Source organism: Nostocoides japonicum T1-X7 (assembly GCF_001046855.1).
Taxonomy (GTDB): Bacteria; Actinomycetota; Actinomycetes; order Actinomycetales; family Dermatophilaceae; genus Nostocoides; species Nostocoides japonicum.
In genome coordinates, this window is sequence record NZ_HF570958.1 from 1,782,247 (window position 1) to 1,802,124 (window position 19,878).

Genomic DNA, 19,878 nt, shown 5'->3' on the forward strand with positions numbered 1-19,878 from the left:
CTCGCCGTCGCGGCCCACGTGGCCGGAGGTGGGCAGGCGCCGACGCCGGCCGGTGGGCTGCTCCTCACGTGCGGTGTCCTCGCCGTCGCGGTCGGGCTCACGTCCGTGCGGCTGCGGCTGCCGGTGCTGCTGGCCGTCGTCGGAGCAGGGCAGTGGCTGCTCCACGAGGCGCTCACGGCGATGACCGCGAGCGGCACCGGAGCCGGCCTCACCGTCCACGATCACCACGGTCCACTGACCCTGTCCACCGGCGCGGGCCACGCGACGGCGGTCACCTCCGTCTGTGGGCCGTCGGCCGGCATGCTCGTATGCCACGTCGTGGCCTCCCTGCTCACCGCCTGGTTGCTCGCCCGGGGCGAGGCGGCGCTCTGGCGCGTCGTCGCGCGCCTCGTTCCGCCACGGCCGGGGCGGCGACCGCGGGCCGGGCGCAGCCTGAACCCGTCGGCGGCCGTCGTCGACCACCGGCCGGAGGGTCGGGTCGTCCGGCCCCTCCCCGCGCGTGGACCGCCATCCACCCGGACCGTCGAGAGCCGTGGGACCGAGCTCGACTCGTCCCTGCCGCTGCGCGCGGCCGTTCTCTGCGCCGTCTGACCCGTCACCCTTCGCCGCCCGGCGACACCAGGCCGGGCGCGTCCGTGCACCTCGCCGTCCCCAGGAGTCACCCATGTCCGTCGTCCGTACCCGCATGCCCATCGATATCCGCCTGACCGCCGACTCTCGAGAGTCCGTCGACTCCCGAAGGCCCGTCGGCCGCCACCGTCTCCGGTCGCGCCCGGGGACCCTCGTCGCAACCCTGCTCGGGGTCCTCGTGCTCCTCGTCGTTCCCGTCGCTGCCGCCTCCGCGCACGTCCGGGTCCATCCGGACTCCCTCGCGGCCGGCAGCTTCAGCGCACTGACCTTCCGCGTCCCCACCGAGTCCGCGACCGCGTCGACCGTCTCCCTCGAGGTCCAGCTGCCTCAGGGCACGCCCTTCCTGTCGGTGTCCGTCAAGCCGGTCGACGGATGGACCGCGAAGGTCACCCAGGCCGCGCTGCCGAAGCCGGTCACCGTCGAGGGGACCGAGCTGACCAAGGCCGCCCGGACCGTGACGTGGACCGCCGACGACACGGCCGCCCGCATCGCACCCGGCCAGTACCAGGAGTTCTCCATCTCGGTCGGGCCCCTGCCGGCCGCAGGGACGACGATCATGCTCCCCGCGCGACAGACCTACTCCGACGGCACCGTCGTCGACTGGAACGAGCCGACCCCCGCCTCGGGGGCCGAGCCGGAGCACCCCGCTCCGTCGTTCACCGTCACCTCGGCCGCCGCAGCCGGCGGCTCGACGACGACCGCACCCGACCCGGCGTCGACGGACGGCTCGTCGTCCGGCGCCGGGTCGGGGAGCCTCTGGGTCGCGATCGCCGCCCTCGTCGTCGCCGTCCTCGGCGCGGCGCTCGGCGGCGTCGCGCTCCTGGCGACGCGTCGCGCCGGGATGGGAGCGACCTCGTGAGCGCCGCGCGCCACCGCCCCGATCACCCCTACCCCGCCCGGCGCATCCTCGGGATCGTCCTCGCCGGGGCACTGCTGGGCCTCGTGCCCGGGCTGTTCCTCGCGGGTCCGGCCGACGCGCACAACGTGCTCGTCGCCACGAGTCCGGCCGATGGCTCGACCGTCGCGAGGACGCCCGCCCAGGTCGTCCTCACGTTCGACCAGCCGGCCCTGAAGATCGGGACCGTCCTGAAGGTGACCGGGCCGTCCGGCGACGTCACCTCGGGGTCGGCCCGGCTCGTCAACAACGAGGTGCAGCAGCCACTCGCCCCGGGCGCGCCGGCGGGCCACTACACGGTGGCCTGGCGGGTCACCTCGGCCGACGGGCACCCGGTGAGCGGAACCTTCACCTTCACCTCGACGAAGCCGGGAACCGGCCAGGCCACGTCGGCGCCGGCGACCACGAGCCCGACGGCCGGGGCAGCCTCGGACTCCTCCGGATCACGGTGGTGGCCGTGGCTCGTCGTCGCCGTCGTCGTCCTCCTCGCGCTGGCCGGGGCGGTGTGGCTCAGCGCCACGGCGCGAGCCCGTCGAGGACCGTCGGGACCCTGAGTCGGCGCCTCAGTCCTCGAAGGCCTCCGGCGGCGGGCAGCTGCAGACGAGATGCCGGTCGCCGTAGGCGCCGTCGACGCGCCCGACCGGCGGCCAGTACTTCGCGTCCGCCTGCACCCCCGCCGGGAAGACGGCCGTCGCGCGGTCGTACGGGTGGTCCCATCCGCCCGCGAGCGCCGCCGCCGTGTGCGGGGCATGACGCAGCATCGAGTCGCCGACGGCGACCTCGCCGGCGGCGACGGCGGCGATCTCCTCGCGAATGGCGATCATCGCGTCGCAGAAGCGGTCGAGCTCGCCCTTGTCCTCGCTCTCGGTGGGCTCCACCATGAGGGTGCCCGCGACGGGGAAGGACATCGTCGGCGCGTGGAACCCGTAGTCGACGAGCCGTTTCGCGACGTCGTCGACGGTCACGCCGGTCTCCTTCGTGATGCTCCGGAGGTCGAGGATGCACTCGTGGGCCACGAGCCCGGCGGTCCCGGCATACAGCACGGGGTAGTGCTCGCGGAGGCGGGCGGCGACGTAGTTCGCGTTGAGCACGGCGACCTGTGTGGCATACGACAGCCCCTCTCCGCCCATGAGCCGGACGTAGGCCCATGAGATGGGCAGGATGCCGGCCGAGCCGTAGGGTGCCGCAGCGACGGGGCCGACACCGGTGGCCGGGCCGGCGCCCGGGTCGAGCGGATGGTTCGGGAGGTATGCCGCGAGGTGGGTCCGGACCGCGACGGGCCCGACTCCCGGACCTCCTCCACCGTGGGGGATGCAGAAGGTCTTGTGGAGGTTGAGGTGCGAGACGTCGGCGCCGAACCGCCCAGGCTTGGCGAGGCCGATGAGCGCATTGAGGTTCGCCCCGTCGACGTAGACCTGACCGCCCGCGTCGTGGACGAGCGCGCACAGCTCGGTGATCGTGTCCTCGTAGACGCCGTGGGTCGAGGGGTAGGTCACCATGACGGCGGCGAGATCCTCGCGGTGCTGCTCGACCTTGGCGCGCAGGTCGTCGAGGTCGACCGTCCCGTCGGGGGCCGTCCGCACGACGACGACCGTCATGCCGGCCATGACGGCGCTCGCGGCGTTGGTCCCGTGGGCCGAGGCGGGGATGAGGCAGACCCGGCGGTCGGCCTGGCCGTTCGCCTCGTGGAAGGCGCGGATGGCGAGCAGGCCCGAGAACTCGCCCTGGGAGCCGGCATTCGGCTGGAGCGAGACGGCGTCGTAGCCGGTGATCTCGCACAGCCAGCCCGCGAGCTCGTCGACGAGGGCTCGGATCCCCTCGGTCTGCTCGGCCGGTGCGAAGGGATGCAGGTTCGCGAACTCCGGCCACGTGATGGCGAGCATCTCGGTCGTCGCGTTGAGCTTCATCGTGCACGACCCGAGTGGGATCATGCCGCGGTCGAGCGCGAAGTCCTTGTCCGCCAGGCGTCTCAGGTAGCGCAGCAGCTGGGTCTCGCTGCGGTGCTCGTGGAACACCGGGTGGGTGAGGTATGCCGACGTGCGCCGGAACGCCTCCTCCTCCATGGGCGCGACGGCGATCCAACCGGCCGGAGACATCGCGAAGGCATCGAGGGCGGCCTTCGTGTGCTCGTCGGTCGTCGTCTCGTCGACGCTCAGCGAGACGGTGTCGTCGTCGACGAGGCGGAGGTTGACGCCTCGATCGCGCGCGGCCGCGACGATGTCGACGGCACGGCCCGGCACCCGTGCCGTCACCGTGTCGAAGAACACCCCGTCGAGGACGTCCACGCCGCCGGCGCGGAGCGCCGCCGCCAGGACGAGCGCCTTGCCGTGGACGTGCTCCGCGATCGCCCGGAGGCCCTCGGGGCCGTGGTAGACGGCATACATGCTCGCCATGACGGCGAGGAGCACCTGGGCGGTGCAGATGTTCGACGTCGCCTTCTCGCGGCGGATGTGCTGCTCCCGGGTCTGGAGCGCGAGGCGGTATGCGGGGTGGCCGGCGCTGTCGACGGACACCCCGACGAGCCGGCCGGGCAGCTGCCGCTCGAGGCCCGAGCGGACGGCCAGGTACCCGGCATGCGGGCCGCCGAACCCCATCGGCACGCCGAACCGCTGGGTCGTCCCGACGGCGATGTCGGCGCCCCACTCCCCCGGTGGGACGACGAGGGTGAGGGCGAGGAGGTCGGCGGCGGCGGCGAGGAGAGCGCCGGCCTCGTGGGCGGCGGCGGTGAGCGCGCGGAAGTCGCGCAGCAGTCCGTCGGCGCCGGGGTACTGGACGAGGACGCCGAAGACGTCACGGCCGCCGGCGACCTGCCGCAGCGCGTCGCTCGAGTCGACGCCGTCGAGGTCCGCGACGACGACGTCGATGCCGAGCGGACGGGCGCGCGTCGACACGACGGCGACGGTCTGCGGGAAGGCGTGGACGTCGACGACGAGGACCGCGTCCGGCTTCGCCCGGGTGGCGCGGTGCATGAGGGTCATCGCCTCTGCCGCGGCGGTCGCCTCGTCGAGGAGGGAGGATCCCGCCGTCTCGAGCGCGGTGAGCTCGGCGACCATCGTCTGGAAGTTGAGGAGGGCCTCGAGCCGGCCCTGGGAGATCTCCGGCTGGTAGGGCGTGTAGGCGGTGTACCACGCGGGGTTCTCCAGGACTCCCCGCTGGATGACCGTCGGGGTGATCGTCCCGTAGTAGCCGAGCCCGATCATCGAGGTGACGACCTCGTTGCGGCCGGCCAGCTCCCGCAGCTCGGCGAGGACGGCGGCCTCGGAGGCGGCCGGCGCGACGTCCACCGTGCTGCTCGCCCGGATGCCGGCCGGCACCGCGGTGTCGAGGAGCGCCTCGAGGGAGGGCTGGCCCACGACGCGCAGCATGGCCTCGACGTCGTCGGCACGCGGTCCGACGTGGCGGCCGGCGAAGGCGGGCAGGCTGGTGGTGGACGGGTCGGTCCTGGTCATGAGGCTCCTCGTCGCGGAGGGGTACGGACGATGCCTCCCCTTCTGTCGCCAGCGGCTCCAGAGGTGCCTGATCCGCGCGCTCCTGGCGCCTGAGAGGTTCCGGGGAGTTTGCCCCTTCGGCGCCCCGGCGCCCTCCTTCGTCGGGTGGCCCGGGGACTCTCGCGCACGGTGTTGTCGGCGGGGAGAACCTATCAAAGATGCGCCGGGTCGGCCCACATGGTGGAACTGGCGCGGCGCGGTCGGGTGCGGAGTGGTGCACAGGCCCCGATCGGGTGCCAGACCGCCAGGGTTGGGCGAGCTGGCCCGGGTGGGGTCGGGTCGGGGGTGGTGCACAGGCCCCGATCGGGTGGCAGACCGCCACGGTTGGGCGAGCTGGCCCGGGTGGGGTCGGGTTGGGGTGGTGCACAGGCCCCGATCGGGTGGCAGACCGCCAGGGTTGGGCGAGCTGGCCCGAGCGGAGTCGGGTCGGGGGTGGTGCACAGGCCCCGATTGGGGGGCAGACCGCCAGGGTTCGGTCGGGGGGTGGTGGTGAGGCTGGCGAGGCCGGTCAGGAGGACTTGCGCAGTCGCCGGGCGCTCAGCTCGTCGTCGGGGTGCACCTCGGTGAGGTCGTCGGCGGCCCGCTCGCTCGGCAGCTCGGACAGCTCCCCCTCGACCTCGCGCCAGACCCGGCCGACCGCGATGCCGAAGACGCCCTGGCCGCCCTGGACGAGGTCGATGACCTCGTCGGCGGACGTGCACTCGTAGACGGAGGCGCCGTCGCTCATGAGGGTGATCTGGGCCAGGTCGTCGACCCCGCGGTCGCGCAGGTGGGTGATGGCGGACCGGATCTGCTGGAGGGACACGCCGGTGTCGAGGAGCCGCTTGACGACCTTGAGGACGAGGATGTCGCGGAACCCGTAGAGCCGCTGCGAGCCCGATCCCTTGGCGCCGCGCACCGACGGCTCGACGAGCCCGGTGCGCGCCCAGTAGTCCAGCTGTCGGTAGGTGATGCCCGCTGCCCGGCAGGCCGTCGGGCCGCGGTAGCCGACCTCCTCGTCGAGGTCGGGCAGGTCGTCGTCGAAGAGGAGCCCCTGGGCAGCCACGGGTACCTTGCGCGAGCCGGCCTCGTCGATGGCGTTCACGGGTTCTCCTCAGGGACGGTCACACGGCTGGAACTACAGGGGCGTCGTTCCGGCGTCTGGATCGACGGTAAGGGTCCCGGCCCTCACCGTCAACGACCGGTCGAGATGCGCGAAGGGCGTGTCGGACCCACGATGCACATCCCTCACGGTCGACTCGAGGTCAAGGGTTGAGCACGGCATACGCCCCGTCACGGCTCGGTCCCCGTGTCGAAGTCGTCGGCGGAGACGTGGTCGAGGAACTCCTTGAACTTCTCCACCTCCTCGTCCGCCTCCGGCGCGATGGTGACGCCGGCTTCCTCGATGACGGACTCGGCGGCGCTCACCGGGCAGCCGACCCGTAGGGCGAGGGCGATGGCGTCCGAGGGGCGGGAGGAGATGACCGTGCCGTTGTCGAAGACGAGCTCGGCGAGGAAGACGCCGTCCCGCAGGTCGACGACGCGGACCTCGGTGAGCCGGCGGCCGAGGCCCTCGATGACGTTCTTCAGCAGGTCGTGGGTGAGGGGGCGGGGCGGCTCGACGCCCTGCTGGGCGTAGGCGATGGCGGTCGCCTCCGCGGCGCCGATCCAGATCGGGACGCATCGCTCGCCGTCGCGCTCCTGGAGGAGCACGATCGGACGGTTCGTCGGGCTCTCCACCCGGACTCCGAGGACGTCGACAGGCTTCACTCCACCACGGTACCCCGCCGACGGCGGAAGTCATCCCTGCGCGTGGATCCCCGCCTTCACGAGGGCGGTGTGCAGCGCGAGGCAGGCCTGGAGCATGTCGAGGCGCCGGTCCTCGCCCGCCGGGTCCCCGGACGCGACAGGCCCCAAAGCCTGCTCGACGAGCCCGATCTCGCGGTCGGCCGCGGTGCGGAAGGTCCGCAGGTGGCGAGGCTCCAGCCCGTATGCGGAGAGCCGGCCGGCGGCATGGGCGACGGCGAGCGCGTCGTCGCCGTAGTGGCCGTCGGGATCGGCGGTGACGAGATGGAAGCCCTCGAGCGCCTCGATGGTCTCGGCGTCGCAGCCGCTCGCCTCGGCGAGCTCGGCGACGGTGAGCCGCAGGGCCCGGCGGGCGGCGAGGTGCCGGGCGGTCGGGACGTCGGCGTCCGCCGTCACCTCCGGCGGTGCCGGCCGGTCCGACCCGTCCGGTGGCGTGAGGCCGCGGTCGATGGCGTCGAGCGCCTCGCGGATCACCTTGAGCGGCCAGAACCGGTCACGTTGGGCGGTGAGGATGTAGCGCAGGCGCTCCACGTCGCCGACGGTGTACACCCGGTAGCCCTTCGGCGTGCGCGTCGGCGTGAGCAGGCCCTGGGCCTCCAGGAACCGGATCTTGGAGATGGTGACGTCGGGAAACTCGTCCTGGACCGATGTCAGGAGCGCGCCGATCGTCATCGTCGACCGCGCGGCACGGGGCGTCACGCAGGTGGCCTCAGCTGGCGCGTCCCGCGTAGAAGACGAGACGGAACTTGCCGATCTGGACCTCGTCGCCGGTCTGCAGCGGCGCGGAGTCGACGATGCTGCGGTTGACGTACGTGCCGTTGAGGGACCCGACGTCGCGGACGACGAAGGAGCCCTCGCGGCGCTCGAACACCGCGTGCCGGCGGGACACCGTCACATCGTCGAGGAAGATGTCGCAGTCGGGGTGTCGCCCCGCGAGCACCTCGTCGTCGTCGAGGAGGAACCGGGCGCCGGTGTTCGGCCCCCGGAGCACGACGAGCAGGGCCGTCCCGGGGCGCAGCGCCTCGACCATCGCCTGGTCGGCCCGGGTGAGGACGTGCTCGCTCTCGAGGGACTCCGTGGGCCGGGCGCCGACGCTCGGCAGGTGCATCGTCGTGCGCTCGGGACCGAGCGGCTCCTCCTGGCCCCCGGGCGTCTCCTGACCCTCGGGCGTCTGATCCTCAGGTGTCGTGTCGCTCATGGCATACCTCCGTCCAGCGGTCGTCGTCAGCCGAGGGTGTCACGGTATGCCGCGACGTCGAGCAGCCGGTCGACGTCGCCGGGGTCCCCCGGGCGCAGCTCGTACATCCAGCCGTCCCCGTAGGGGTCGGTGTTGACGAGCTCGGGCGTGGCGTCGAGGGCCTCGTTGACGGCGGTGACCTGACCCGTGACGGGGACATAGAGGTCGCTCACGGACTTCGTCGACTCGACCTCGCCGTGGGCGTCACCGGCCGTCACCTGGTCGCCCACCGCCGGGAGGCTCACGTAGACGACGTCTCCGAGGGCCTCCTGGGCGAAGGCGGTGATCCCGATGCGGAGGGTGCCCTCGTCCGCGAGGCGGACCCACTCGTGCTCGGCCGTGTACCGCAGGTCCTCGGGGTACTCCAGGTCGCTCATGACGCTCCTTCGCAGGGGATCGAGGGGGACGTGCCGATAGCCCCAGCCTAGGAGGCGGCAGAGGTGGCCGGGGACACCGGCCGAGCGTACTGAGGCTGCTTCACGGTGTGCAACGCGTCGACGGTCACCGACTGCTCCTCGGACACGCTGATCGACGCGCCGACCCGCTTGACCGACTCGGTGACACCCCCGGGGATCGCCATGGCGGCCGCGAGCGTCGAGGCGTCGCCGATGGCGGTGATGACGTAGGGCTGGGTCAGCGGGGTGTCCGAGGCGCTGACCCCGCCGTCGTCGAGGTCGGTGAAGTAGGTGCTGGCGACGACCCGCACGTCGTCGATCTGGATGGCCTCGGCCCCGCCGTCGCGCAGCTCCTCGACGGTGTCGAGCAGGAGCGCCGAGGTGACGCCGTCCTTGGGGTCGGAGATGCGCATCGTGATGCCGGGGCCCTTGGCCCGGACCGTCCCGGCGAGGATGCCGAGGGAGTCCACCCGCTGCTCCGCCGCGGCCCGGGCGGCGCTCGACCCCGCGGCCCCGTTGGCCAGCTGGTCGCGCTGCGCCTCGAGCGTGCGGATCTCGTCCGCGAGCCGCGAATTGTCCGTCTGGACGTCGTCGAGGAGGCGGACCAGCTCGTCCTCGCGCAGGCTCTCCAGTCCTTGGCTCTGCGTCTGGTGGACCTGGGTCGCGATGGCGAACCCGAGGAGGAGGGCGAGGATGCCGGCGAGCGCGTTCGCCTTCGTCGCCCGGGGGCGGCTCATCCGCAGGAGGGTGCGCCAGCCGGACGGTGCGGGGGCCGGGGAGGTCGGGTCGGTCATGGGCGGGAGGCTCACGCGCGGAACAGGTGGCGACGGATGGAGGCGACGTTGGAGAAGATGCGGACGCCGAGGACGACGACGACGCCCGTCGACAGCTGCGACCCGACGCCGAGCTTGTCGCCGAGGAAGACGATGAACGCGGCGACGACGACGTTGGAGAGGAAGGAGACGACGAACACCTTGTCGTTGAAGATCCCGTCGAGCACCGCGCGGACCGCGCCGAACACCGCGTCGAGCGCGGCGATGACGGCGATCGGCAGATAGGGCTGGAGCCACAACGGGACATCGGGCTGGAGGAAGACGCCGACGGCGATGCCGATGAGGAGGCCGACGAACGGGATCACGGGGTGGCCTCCTGCGTCGTGGGATGGAGGGGCCGGGCGTAGGTCGTCGTGAGCGAGGTCGCCCCGGGCAGCGTGAGCGAGGTCGCGCTCTCCTGCTCGACGACGATCCCGAAGTTGGCGTGCAGAGCCTGCAGGTAGCTGCCGGCCGTGCTGTCGGCGAACGCGGTCTGCATGGCCGTCGGGTCGCCGATGGCCCGGATGACGTAGGGCCGGGTCAGCGGCCGGAAGTTGACCAGGATCGCGTCGCCGGCGAAGCGGATCGCCGACCGCGAGGAGAGCCGCTGCCCGTTGATGGCGATGGCCTCCGCGCCCGCCTGCCAGAGGCCGTTGGTGACGATCTGCACGTCGCGCGACAGGACGCGCCCGCCGGAGGCCTCCGTCGTGGTCCGTGGGTTGTCGTCCGCGCTCGACCCGTCGAGGTCGGGCGCGTCGTCCATCGTGATGACCAGGCCCGGCCCGGTGACGGACAGGGCGCCGGTGTCCGCCTCGAGGGCCGGGAGCCGGCTCGACACGCCGTCGCCGTGGCGCTGCTCGGCCGCGCTGATCTCGCTCTGGAGGACACCCACCTGGTCCGTCCGCTTCTGGACGCTGGACCGGCCGGCGTCGATCTGGCCGATGAGGTCCTTCTTCGTCCGGGTCACGTCCGGCAGGTCGCGGTTGAGGGTGATGGCCGACACGCTGAGGACGAGTCCCACGGCGACGAGGGCGAGAAGCATGGTCCGCGACCGGGTGCCCGTGGAGGGTGGCAGGCCCGCCGCCTCCCGGCGCGCGGCGGCCGCCGCGTAGCCCGGGTCGAGCGGTCGCTCGAGCATCTCGCGGATGAGGGTCATCGAGGCGTCGGGACGTTGGCTCGCCCGCGGGGGCGACGTCGTCATGCGGGGACCTCACGCGCGCGGATGTACTGACGCAGCTGCACGGCATACAGGATGCCCGCGACCCAGTAGAGGCCGGTACCCCACCACGTGAAGGCCCAGCCGGCGACCCGGGCGACCTCGGCGACGGTGTTCGTCCCGTCGCCGAGGAGGAGCAGGGGGAAGGCGTAGAGGAGGCTGAAGGTCGCGGCCTTGCCGAGGAAGTGGACCGGGAGCGCCGGTATGCCGTGCCGTCGGCCGACGAGGATGACGACCCCCATGTAGGCCTCGCGCGCGAAGAGGACCGCGGCGAGCCACCACGGGACGATGCCCCGCACGCCGAGGCCGACGAGGGTGCTGACGATGTAGAGCCGGTCGGCGACGGGGTCGAGGAGCTGTCCGAGGCGCGACTCCAGCCCGTACCGGCGGGCGATCTTGCCGTCGAGGTAGTCGGTGACGCCCGAGGCGACGAGGAGGACGAGGGCGAGCGCGTCGTGGTGGGCCAGGATGGCCCAGAGGAAGACGGGGACGCCGACGAGCCGGAGCGCCGACAGGACGTTGGGGACGGTCAGCACCCGGTCGGTCACGGGGTGCGACACGGAGGTGCCCCGCGTCTCCCCCACCCGGTCGGACATGGCGCCAGCCTATGTCGTCCCGGTGCGAGCGCCGGTCACCACGACGTTAGGTTGACACGCATGGAACGGGTTCTCGATGTCTCGCTCGACGAGCTGCGGTCCACGCGGACGAGTGTCAAGTGGCGGCGTTGGCCGCAGGACGTCGTCCCCGCGTGGGTCGCCGAGATGGACGCCCGGCCCTGCCCGGCCGTCGTCGAGGCGGTGACCGCGGCGATGACCCGGGGGGACACCGGCTACACGTGGGTCCAGCCCTACGCCGAGGCCGCCAGCACCTTCGCGAAGGACCGGTGGGGATGGTCCTTCGACCCCGCGCGGGTCCGGTCCGCGCCCGACGTCATGATCGGGATCCTCGACGTCCTGCGGGTCCTCACCGGCGCCGGCGATGCCGTCGTCGTCTCCTCGCCGGTCTACAACGCCTTCTACGGGTTCATCGAGGGGTACGGCCGACGGGTCGTCGAGGCGCCCCTCGACGAGAGCTTCCGGCTCGACCCCGCCGCCCTGGACCGCGCCTTCGGGGAGGCGACGCGCGAGGGCCGGCGCGCGGCATACCTCCTGTGCAACCCCCACAACCCGACCGGCACGGTCCACACGGCGGCGGAGCTCACCGCGCTCGCGGCCCTGGCGCACGACCACGGCGTCCGCGTCGTCGCCGACGAGATCCACGCCCCCCTCGTCCTCCCCGGCGCGACGTTCACGCCGTATGCGACGGTGCCCGGCGGCGAGCGGGCCGTCACCCTGTTCTCCGCCTCCAAGGCGTGGAACCTCGCCGGCCTCAAGTGCGCGCTCGCCATCCCCGGCGGGGAGGCCGACGACGTCATGCGGGCGATACCCGAGGTCGCCACGCACGGCGCGAGCCATGTCGCCGCCATCGCCCACACCGCCGCCCTGACCGACGGGTGCGCCTGGCTCGATGAGCTCGTGCGTGAGCTCGACGAGAACCGGCACCACCTCGCGCGCCGACTCGCGGCGCAGGCACCCGGCGTGGCATACCGCCCGCCGGAGGCGACCTACCTCGCCTGGCTCGACCTGCGCGCCTCCGGGCTCGGCGACGACCCGGCGGCGGCGCTCGTCCGCTCGGCACGTGTCGGCCTGTCGAGCGGGCCGGAGTTCGGGACGCAGGGGCGCGGGTTCGCGCGGCTCAACTTCGCGACGGCGCCCGAGGTGCTCGACATCGTCCTCGACCGCCTCGTCGGCGGGCTGTCCGGTGGGGAGGGCGCCGCGCTCAGGCCGGCGTCCGGCGTCTCCACCAGCGCCATCCCGCCGTCACGATGACGGCGCCGAGGATCGAGCCGATGATGCCGCTCGGGCGGAACGCGAGGCCGTCCCCGGAGGCGAGGCTGATGACGAGGCCGCCGACGAACGAGCCGACGAGCCCGGCGACGATGGCCATCGTCCAGTCGATGCCCTTGCCGCCCTTGCCGAGGATGACCTGGGCGGCGGCACCGACGAGCATGCCGAAGAGGATGAGGCCGATGATGAGCATGCGCGCAGCCTAGACGGTGGATGCGCCGCAGCCGGGCAGGGTGCCGGTCGCGTCGTCGTCCTCCTCGGCGAATGGGCCGATTCCTGCCTGTCGTACCGTCGCCAGGCCGAGTATTTCCGGCTAGTGTTGGAAAAAAGCACGACCCTCTCCCTGGGAGCCACGATGGCTGCTGACAGTTTCGGAACGCGTGACCGGCTGGTGGTCGAGGGTGTGGCTTTCGGCGTGCATCGGCTGGACCGGATCGACGGCGCGATGCGGTTGCCGTACAGCCTGAAGATCCTCCTGGAGAACCTGCTCCGCAACGAGGACGACCGGCTGGTCAGCGCCGCCCAGATCCGTGCGGTGGCGGACTGGGAGCCGCAGGCCGAGCACGGCGGCGAGGTGGCGTTCACGCCCGCGCGGGTGCTGATGCAGGACTTCACCGGGGTCCCCTGCGTCGTCGATCTCGTGGCGATGCGGGACGCGATCGCCGCGCTCGGCGGCTCCACCGGCCGGATCAACCCGCTGGTGCCGACCGAGCTGGTGATCGACCACTCGGTGATCGCCGACGTCTTCGCCCGACCGGACGCGTTCCGGATCAACAGCGAGCTGGAGTTCGAGCGCAACGAGGAGCGCTACCAGCTGCTGCGCTGGGCGCAGCAGGCGCTCGCCGGCTTCAGCGTCGTTCCGCCGGACACCGGCATCTGTCACCAGGTCAATCTCGAGTACCTGTCCCGGGTGGTCTTCACCCGGGAGGGGCCGGACGGGCCGGAGGCCTACCCCGACACCCTGGTCGGCACCGACTCGCACACGCCGATGGTCAACGGGCTCGGAGTCCTCGGCTGGGGTGTGGGTGGCATCGAGGCCGAAGCGGCGATGTTGGGCCAGCCGATGAGCATGTTGGTCCCGCAGGTGCTCGGGCTCAAGCTCACCGGCGAGCTCCCGGCCGGCACGACAGCCACCGACCTGGTGCTCACCGTGGCCGAGCTGCTGCGCCGCACCGGCGTGGTGGGCAAGTTCGTCGACTTCTACGGGCCGGGAGTGGCCAACGTCCCCCTCGCGAATCGGGCCACGATCGGCAACATGAGCCCGGAGTACGGCGCCACCTGCGCGATCTTCCCCATCGACGTCGTCACCCTGGACTACCTGCGGCTGACCGGCCGGGCGGAGCGGCAGATCCGGCTGGTCGAGGCATACGCGAAGGAACAGGGTCTGTGGCACGACCCGGACGACGAGCCGACCTACTCGCAGGTCGTCGAGCTCGACCTCGGCACCGTCGAAGCCTCGATCGCCGGACCGAAGCGCCCGCACGACCGGATCCCGCTGCGCATCGCGCCGCACGCGATCTCCGCGCTGCTGTCCGGACGAAGCCAGGCCGAGGCGGTCAGCGCCGGGCTGGACGAAGCCTCCAGCGAGTCGTTCCCGGCCAGCGACCCGATTGCGGTCGATCACGACCGCACCGGCGACCGACCGGCTGCCCCGTGCGGATGCGGCGACACGCACGACTGGCCGCGCCGGCCCGTCCAGATCACCCTCGACGGCACCCCGGTCACGATCGACAACGGCCACGTCGTGATCGCCGCGATCACCTCCTGCACGAACACGTCCAACCCCTCGGTGATGGTCGGTGCCGCGCTGCTCGCCAAGAAGGCTGTCGAGAAGGGCCTCGACCGCAGGCCGTGGGTCAAGACCTCACTGGCACCCGGCTCTCGAGTCGTGACCGACTACTACGACCGCGCCGGCCTCACCCGCTACCTCGACACGCTCGGCTTCAGCCTCGTCGGCTATGGCTGCACCACGTGCATCGGCAACTCGGGCCCGCTCATCCCCGAGGTCAGCGCTGCCGTCACGGAGCACGACCTGACCGTGTGCTCGGTGCTGTCCGGCAATCGCAACTTCGAGGGACGCATCCACCCGGAGTGCCGGATGAACTTCCTCGCCTCACCACCCCTGGTCGTCGCCTACGCACTGGCCGGAACGATGCACGTCGACCTGCTGCGGGACCCGCTCGGGATCGGCAGCGACGGGGAACCGGTCTACCTGCGCGACATCTGGCCCACCACGGACGAGGTCGCCGCGATCGTCGACGACTGCGTGCGCGCCGAGATGTTCACCCATGACTACGCGGACGTGTTCGCCGGCGACGCGCGGTGGCAGGCCCTGCCGACGCCGGCGGGTGACCGGTTCGAGTGGGCACCGCGGTCGACGTATGTCCGTGAGCCGCCGTACTTCGAGGGGATGGACCGCCAGCCACCTCCCGTCCAGGACGTCACCGGCGCGCGGGTGCTGCTCAAGCTGGGCGACTCGGTGACCACCGACCACATCAGCCCGGCCGGCGCGATCAAGACCGACTCCCCCGCCGGTCGATATCTCGTCGAGCACGGCGTCGAGAGGCGCGACTTCAACTCCTACGGGTCGCGCCGTGGCAATCACGAGGTGATGATCCGCGGGACGTTCGCCAACATCCGGCTGCGCAACCAGCTCGCCCCCGGGACCGAGGGCGGCTACACGCGCGACTTCGCCCGCGGCGGCGAGGTGACGACGGTCTACGACGCGGCAGTGGACTACAGCGCGGCGGGAATCCCGCTGGTCATCCTGGCTGGCAAGGAGTACGGCTCCGGCTCGTCGCGCGACTGGGCTGCCAAGGGCACCGCGCTGCTCGGGGTGCGCATCGTGATCGCCGAGTCGTACGAGCGCATCCACCGGTCGAACCTCATCGGGATGGGCGTGCTGCCGCTGCAGTTCCCCGTCGGCGAGACCGCCGAGTCGCTCGGGCTGAGCGGCGAGGAGTCGTTCGACGTCACCGGTGTGACGGCGTTGCAGAACGGCATTCCCCGCACCGTGCACGTCGCCGCGGGCGACGTCGCGTTCGATGCCCTGGTGCGGATCGACACTCCGGGCGAGGCCGACTACTTCCGGCACGGCGGGATCCTGCAGTACGTCCTGCGACAGCTGTTGGCCGGTGAGCCCGCGTGACGGGAGCGCGAGGCGCACAGCATGCCCTGGGACGGCTGCGGCTCGTCGTCGCGCACCCCGCCCTACCCGAAGAATGGAGATCCCCATGACCCAACGCCTCGATATCCACGCCGTCGACTCCCAGGCCCACCAGGCGGTGTTCGCGATGGAGCGTTACCTTCGCGAGAGTGGGCTGGACCCCCGGCTGTACGAACTGGTCAAGATCCGCGCGTCCCAGCTCAACGGCTGCGCATTCTGCCTCGACATGCACATCCGGGACGCCCGTCGGGCCGGGGAGGACCAACGCCGCATCGATGTGCTCTGCGCCTGGCGGGAGGCGCCGCAGCTGTTCACCGACGCCGAGCGGGCGGCGTTCGCATTCACCGAGGCGGTGACGCGGATAGGTGACGCCGGGGTGCCGGACGACATCTGGGACGAGGTCGCCGCGCAGTTCGACGAGACGACGATCGTCGCGCTCCTCATGGCCGTCGCGACCATCAACGTGTGGAATCGGCTCGCCGTGGCCACTCATCAGGCGCTGCCCGACCCCTCGGCGTCGGAGTAGCGAGTCGACGGCGACGGCTGTCAGGCGGGGCTGACCGCGGCGAGCACCAGCCCGACCGGAATGCTCACGAGGACGACGAGGATGAGCCCACGGAAGGCCCACAGCGGCCAGCCGGTCCGCCGTGGGCGGGTGGTCGTGACGAGGATGAGCAGGAGAGCGACGACGAGCGCCACACCACCGGCGTCGACGGCCACGGTGGCGCCTCCCACCGTGCCGGCGATGACAGCGGCATTCCCGAGGTTCCAGGCGACCAGCTCGCCCGCCACGACCCGCGCCGACGGGGGGCGTCGGGCGAGGAGCGCCTGACCGGCGCCCAGGCCCACCTGCGCCACTCCGGCCACGAGGACGAGGTATGCGGCGGCCCAGCTGGCGTGCTCGGTGGGGGCGTGCGCGGTGACCGCTGCCACGAAGCCGCCGGCGACGACGCAGGCGCTGCCGATGATGAGGAAGGGCACCATGACGGACACGCGGTCGTGCGGCCCGTCCTCCACGGGAGCGGGCCGGGAGGCGCTGGCGACCTCGCTCACGACGGCACGGTCGCCCCGGGCGCAGCGGGGGCGGCGATCCGGCCGATCCTGACCCGCCAGGCCTGTGGTCCCTGCTCGAGGTACTCCCAGGTGAACTCACCGGCGTTCTCGGCCTCGAACTGATAGCGCAATGGCTTGGGATCGTGGTCGTTGACCAGCACATAGCTGTGACCGACAGGCAGGTCGGTGAACGTCTCGAAGATGAGCTCGTGACGTCGCCTGGGCTCCTCGCTGCGGACGTCAAGGACGCGGTCCTCTGTGGGCACGACGGACTCCTTCGTGGTCGGGCGGTCGACACCGACCGCGGATGTTTTCACCATAGCATTCGTGATAAATAGCATGGCCTCCCTGCCGGCCAGGCGGACCGACGACGGCGGGCGACCACCCAACCGCCACACCCACGCCGGTTCGAGCTGCTTTGTTTCCACCAGGGGGTGTGGAAATATGAAGCGATGGGACGCCAGGAGCTGACGCGCCCTGACCCGTCGTCCAGGCCTGCTCTCGGGGAGAGCCGGGCCAGGGTTCTGACCCTGCTGCGGTCGGACGACGCGCCGGCCACCGTCATGGACATCGCCCGCCGGGTGGGGCTGCACTCGAACACCACTCGTTTCCACCTCGACGGGCTCGTCGAGCAGGGGCTCGCCGAGCGTGAGATCGAGCGGCGTGAGGTGCCGGGGCGACCACGGACCCTCTACCGGGCCAGCGCGGACGGCGCGCGCGCCGGGCGACGCAGCTACCGGTTGCTCGCCGAGGTCCTCATCGCCTTCCTCGCGACGCATACCCGCCGGCCCGGCCAGCTCGCGCTGGAGGCCGGTGAGGCCTGCGGCCGCTCACTCGTCGAGCGACCGGCTCCACCGCGTCGCGTCGGCGTGGCCGCTGCCACCGACCAGCTTGTCGAGGTGCTCGAGGAGATCGGCTTCGCGCCCGAGGCGGTCACGGCCCGGCGCGAGCGACGGATCCTGCTCCATGAGTGCCCGTTCCGGGAGGTCGCCGAGAAGCACCCGGGCGTGGTCTGCGCCGTGCATCTGGGCATCATGCGCGGCCTGCTCGACGAGCTCGGCGCACCGATCGACGTGGCCGGGCTGGACTCCTTCGTCGAGCCCAGCCTGTGCGTCACGCGTCTGAGCGCCGCGGCCCAGCGAGCGCCCGTCCGGCGCGGCGCGGCCGCCGATCCCGGTCAGCGGTGAGGCGGACGTGATCCGCGGGCCAGCCACCGGACGACCGACCTGCCGGTGAGGTCGCGGTCGATCCGCGCGACGGCGCCGTTGGGGACCTCCACCCACTCGGCCTCGTGCGGCGCGACGCCGGCGAGGTATGCGAGCGCCATCCGCATCGCGTCGCCGTGGCTCACGAGGACGGTCACCTGCGTGGGGTCGGCGCCCGCGAGGACGTCGGCCATCCGGTCGTGGACCTGGCGCAGCGACTCGCCGCCGGCCACCGGGAGGTCCGGGTCTGACCAGTCCAACTGTGCCGCAACGGCCCACGTCTCGTCGTAGCCGCGGCCCTCCAGCTCGCCGAGGTGCTGCTCCCGCAGGCGGGCGTCGAGCCGGAGCGTTCCGCCGAGGCGGTCGCGGATGATCTCGGCGGACGCCACGGCCCGGACGAGGTCGCTCGTCACGATGACGTCGAGCGTGCGGCTCGTCGACGCGAGGTCGTCGGCGAGCGACGCGGCGGCGCCCTCCGCCTGCTCCCGCCCCCGCCGGGTCAACGCGGGGTGCATCGTCTGGCCCTGGGTGAGGCGGCGCACGTTCCACTCCGACTCGCCGTGCCGGACGAGATAGAGCGGTGCGGACATGCCACGATTCTGTCGTGGATCTGCGGGAGAGCTGGCGGTTCGCCGTGGGAACCCTCACGGCGGTGCCCGTCCGGTCGCCGCGATCGGCCGACCCGGAGATCACCGGGCCGGCGATGGTCCTCGCCCCGTATGCCGTCATCCCCCTCGGGGCTCTCCTCGGGCTCGTCGCGTGGCTCGGGCGGCAGCTGGGGCTCGCGCCGATCGGGGTGGCCGCAGCGGCGGTCGCGGCCCTCGCCCTCGGCAGCCGGGCCTTCCACCTCGACGGGCTGGCGGACACCGCCGACGGGCTCACCGCGTCCTACGACCGTGAACGGTCGCTCGCCGTCATGCGGACCGGCGACACCGGACCGGCCGGTGCCGCGGCGCTCGTGCTGACCCTCGGCGTCCAGATCGGCTCGCTCACCGCGCTCCTCGGGCTGCGGTGGGGGCCGGTGCTCGCGGGAGTGCTCGTCTGCGTGTCCCGGGGCGCGGTGCTCCTCACGTGTCAGCGGGCCGTGCCGGGAGCCAGGTCCGAGGGGCTCGGGGCGACATACGTCGGTGCCGTCACCCCGCTCGTCGGGGTGTGCGGGTGGCTCGTCCTCACGGGGGCGACGAGCGCGGCATACCTTCTCGCCGGCCTGCCGTGGTGGCGCGGCCCGCTGTCGACGCTCATCGCGGCGGCGGCGGTCGCCTGGCTCGTCCGCCGGGCGGTCCGGCGCCTGGGCGGAGTGACCGGCGACGTCTACGGCGCGTCGATCGAGGTGGCTCTCGCGGTTCTGCTGCTCTCGGCGACGTAGGTCCGGCACCGACGGGCCGGCATGCTGGATCGGTTCCCGCCTCCCCCCTGCAGCTTTATCGGGTCACCCGATAACACTGAGCCTCACCCCGGTTCCCTTGTCGGGTGAGGCTCAGGGTTCCGGGGTCACCCGATAACACGGCGCGAGGGAGCACCCATCGGGTCGCGTCCGGGTCGGCGAGGTGGTCACGAGCGGTCGAGGTCGTCAGTCCTCGCGGCGCAGGAGGTAGAGGTCCATGATCCAGCCCGCCTCGGCCCGCACGGCGGAGCGGGCCGCGTCGATGCGGGGCAGTGCTTCGCGTAGCGGGCCTGACGCGAGGGCCTCGGACGCGGTGCCGAGGTTGGTGCCCCACCAGATGCGCCACACGTCGGGGTCGAGGTGCCGGAGCGCGTCGAGGGAGCGGTTGAGGAGGACCGCGATGCTCCGCTGGCCCTGCGACACCGCCTCGGGCAGCCGCCGGCCCGTCGTGACGAGGAAGGGCTCCCCCACCTCGTGGAGGACGACCCGGTGCCGGGCGGCGAGCGCGGAGAGGCTCGAGATGCCCGGCACGACGACGAGCACGGCGTCGACGAGGGGTGCCACCTGCTCGAGGACGCGGATCGTCGAGTCGTAGAGCGCCGGGTCGCCCCAGACGAGGAAGCCGGCGTCTCCCGGCTCGCGGGCCAGCACGTCGGCATACCGTCGCGCCCGGGCCGCGTGCCAGTCGGCGACCACCCGCCGGTAGCCGGCGGGGTCCGCGGTCGC

At 72.5% G+C, this 19,878-nt stretch carries 23 protein-coding genes and 1 riboswitch; of the genes, 8 read left to right on the forward strand and 15 right to left on the reverse strand.

The window, feature by feature from the left end; translation table 11 throughout:
• The 3 genes from BN12_RS07970 to BN12_RS07980 form a co-directional block, all read left to right on the forward strand.
• Window positions 1–591, forward strand: a 591-nt coding sequence (locus tag BN12_RS07970; RefSeq protein ID WP_048551510.1) for a hypothetical protein, incomplete at its 5' end; no start/stop codon positions are given.
• A 73-nt stretch (window positions 592–664) separates the two neighbouring features.
• Window positions 665–1,489 (forward strand): YcnI family copper-binding membrane protein, encoded by an 825-nt coding sequence (locus BN12_RS07975; RefSeq protein WP_235432339.1) that lies wholly within the window; start codon window positions 665–667, stop codon window positions 1,487–1,489.
• Entirely contained in the window at window positions 1,486–2,079 is a 594-nt protein-coding gene (locus BN12_RS07980; RefSeq protein ID WP_235432340.1) for a copper resistance CopC family protein, read from the forward strand. Before BN12_RS07975 ends, BN12_RS07980 begins: the two co-directional genes overlap by 4 nt.
• A 9-nt stretch (window positions 2,080–2,088) precedes the next feature.
• Here BN12_RS07980 and gcvP read toward each other — a convergent pair whose 3' ends face one another.
• The 10 genes from gcvP to BN12_RS08030 all read right to left on the reverse strand — a co-directional run bounded on the left by gcvP (window position 2,089) and on the right by BN12_RS08030 (window position 11,054).
• Entirely contained in the window at window positions 2,089–4,974 is a 2,886-nt protein-coding gene (gene gcvP / locus BN12_RS07985) for an aminomethyl-transferring glycine dehydrogenase (protein ID WP_048551512.1), read from the reverse strand.
• Between the two features lie 67 nt (window positions 4,975–5,041).
• Window positions 5,042–5,148, reverse strand: a riboswitch (glycine riboswitch).
• Between the two features lie 373 nt (window positions 5,149–5,521).
• The gene (locus tag BN12_RS07990) at window positions 5,522–6,097 is read right to left on the reverse strand and encodes a MerR family transcriptional regulator (protein ID WP_048551514.1); all 576 of its coding nucleotides are present in this window, start codon (window positions 6,095–6,097) and stop codon (window positions 5,522–5,524) included.
• A gap of 188 nt (window positions 6,098–6,285) precedes the next feature.
• On the reverse strand, window positions 6,286–6,762 hold the full coding sequence (locus BN12_RS07995) for a bifunctional nuclease family protein (protein ID WP_048551517.1): 477 nt from the start codon (window positions 6,760–6,762) through the stop codon (window positions 6,286–6,288).
• Window positions 6,763–6,792: 30 nt separating this feature from the next.
• Window positions 6,793–7,497, reverse strand: coding sequence for a transcriptional regulator FtsR (gene ftsR, locus BN12_RS08000; RefSeq protein ID WP_235432341.1), 705 nt, complete (start codon window positions 7,495–7,497; stop codon window positions 6,793–6,795).
• 10 nt (window positions 7,498–7,507) lie between these two features.
• Window positions 7,508–7,996: an FHA domain-containing protein gene (locus BN12_RS08005; RefSeq protein ID WP_048551520.1), complete on the reverse strand. Its 489-nt coding sequence runs from the start codon at window positions 7,994–7,996 to the stop codon at window positions 7,508–7,510.
• Between the two features lie 26 nt (window positions 7,997–8,022).
• The gene (gene gcvH, locus BN12_RS08010) at window positions 8,023–8,412 is read right to left on the reverse strand and encodes a glycine cleavage system protein GcvH (RefSeq protein WP_048551523.1); all 390 of its coding nucleotides are present in this window, start codon (window positions 8,410–8,412) and stop codon (window positions 8,023–8,025) included.
• 47 nt (window positions 8,413–8,459) lie between these two features.
• The gene (locus BN12_RS08015) at window positions 8,460–9,224 is read right to left on the reverse strand and encodes a DUF881 domain-containing protein (RefSeq protein WP_048556124.1); all 765 of its coding nucleotides are present in this window, start codon (window positions 9,222–9,224) and stop codon (window positions 8,460–8,462) included.
• A gap of 11 nt (window positions 9,225–9,235) precedes the next feature.
• On the reverse strand, window positions 9,236–9,568 hold the full coding sequence (locus BN12_RS08020; RefSeq protein WP_048551525.1) for a small basic family protein: 333 nt from the start codon (window positions 9,566–9,568) through the stop codon (window positions 9,236–9,238).
• Window positions 9,565–10,443, reverse strand: a complete 879-nt coding sequence (locus tag BN12_RS08025; RefSeq protein ID WP_048556125.1) for a DUF881 domain-containing protein — start codon at window positions 10,441–10,443, stop codon at window positions 9,565–9,567. The genes BN12_RS08020 and BN12_RS08025 overlap by 4 nt, the downstream gene beginning before the upstream one ends.
• The gene (locus tag BN12_RS08030) at window positions 10,440–11,054 is read right to left on the reverse strand and encodes a CDP-alcohol phosphatidyltransferase family protein (RefSeq protein WP_048551526.1); all 615 of its coding nucleotides are present in this window, start codon (window positions 11,052–11,054) and stop codon (window positions 10,440–10,442) included. Before BN12_RS08030 ends, BN12_RS08025 begins: the two co-directional genes overlap by 4 nt.
• Before the next feature lie 60 nt (window positions 11,055–11,114).
• On the opposite strand from BN12_RS08030, the gene BN12_RS08035 reads away from it, so the two are divergent.
• Window positions 11,115–12,326, forward strand: coding sequence for a MalY/PatB family protein (locus tag BN12_RS08035; RefSeq protein WP_083454500.1), 1,212 nt, complete (start codon window positions 11,115–11,117; stop codon window positions 12,324–12,326).
• Here the strand turns inward: BN12_RS08035 and BN12_RS08040 are convergent.
• A complete protein-coding gene (locus BN12_RS08040; protein ID WP_048551528.1) occupies window positions 12,277–12,537 on the reverse strand; it encodes a GlsB/YeaQ/YmgE family stress response membrane protein in 261 nt (86 codons plus the stop codon). The two genes, BN12_RS08035 and BN12_RS08040, sit on opposite strands and share 50 nt — an antisense overlap.
• A gap of 162 nt (window positions 12,538–12,699) precedes the next feature.
• On the opposite strand from BN12_RS08040, the gene acnA reads away from it, so the two are divergent.
• Both acnA and BN12_RS08050 read left to right on the forward strand, forming a co-directional pair.
• A complete protein-coding gene (acnA, locus tag BN12_RS08045; RefSeq protein ID WP_048551529.1) occupies window positions 12,700–15,492 on the forward strand; it encodes an aconitate hydratase AcnA in 2,793 nt (930 codons plus the stop codon).
• A gap of 85 nt (window positions 15,493–15,577) precedes the next feature.
• Window positions 15,578–16,036 carry a carboxymuconolactone decarboxylase family protein gene (locus tag BN12_RS08050; RefSeq protein ID WP_048551533.1) on the forward strand — a complete coding sequence of 153 codons (459 nt, stop codon included), beginning with the start codon at window positions 15,578–15,580 and terminating at the stop codon, window positions 16,034–16,036.
• A gap of 20 nt (window positions 16,037–16,056) precedes the next feature.
• On the opposite strand, the gene BN12_RS08055 is transcribed toward BN12_RS08050, so the two are convergent.
• Both BN12_RS08055 and BN12_RS08060 read right to left on the reverse strand, forming a co-directional pair.
• Window positions 16,057–16,563, reverse strand: a complete 507-nt coding sequence (locus BN12_RS08055; RefSeq protein ID WP_235432342.1) for a hypothetical protein — start codon at window positions 16,561–16,563, stop codon at window positions 16,057–16,059.
• On the reverse strand, window positions 16,560–16,829 hold the full coding sequence (locus tag BN12_RS08060; RefSeq protein ID WP_048556128.1) for a DUF2249 domain-containing protein: 270 nt from the start codon (window positions 16,827–16,829) through the stop codon (window positions 16,560–16,562). Before BN12_RS08060 ends, BN12_RS08055 begins: the two co-directional genes overlap by 4 nt.
• A gap of 186 nt (window positions 16,830–17,015) precedes the next feature.
• Between BN12_RS08060 and BN12_RS08065 the strand changes: the two genes are divergently transcribed.
• Complete coding sequence (locus BN12_RS08065; RefSeq protein WP_048551535.1) at window positions 17,016–17,750, forward strand: helix-turn-helix transcriptional regulator; 735 nt, start codon at window positions 17,016–17,018, stop codon at window positions 17,748–17,750.
• On the opposite strand, the gene BN12_RS08070 is transcribed toward BN12_RS08065, so the two are convergent.
• The gene (locus BN12_RS08070) at window positions 17,741–18,358 is read right to left on the reverse strand and encodes a histidine phosphatase family protein (protein ID WP_048551537.1); all 618 of its coding nucleotides are present in this window, start codon (window positions 18,356–18,358) and stop codon (window positions 17,741–17,743) included. The two genes, BN12_RS08065 and BN12_RS08070, sit on opposite strands and share 10 nt — an antisense overlap.
• 14 nt (window positions 18,359–18,372) lie before the next feature.
• Here BN12_RS08070 and BN12_RS08075 point away from each other — a divergent pair, with 14 nt between their 5' ends.
• Window positions 18,373–19,134 carry an adenosylcobinamide-GDP ribazoletransferase gene (locus BN12_RS08075; RefSeq protein ID WP_235432343.1) on the forward strand — a complete coding sequence of 254 codons (762 nt, stop codon included), beginning with the start codon at window positions 18,373–18,375 and terminating at the stop codon, window positions 19,132–19,134.
• Window positions 19,135–19,338: 204 nt separating this feature from the next.
• On the opposite strand, the gene BN12_RS08080 is transcribed toward BN12_RS08075, so the two are convergent.
• Window positions 19,339–19,878 (reverse strand): SAM-dependent methyltransferase (locus BN12_RS08080; RefSeq protein ID WP_083454502.1); only part of this gene is annotated, 540 nt, incomplete at its 5' end.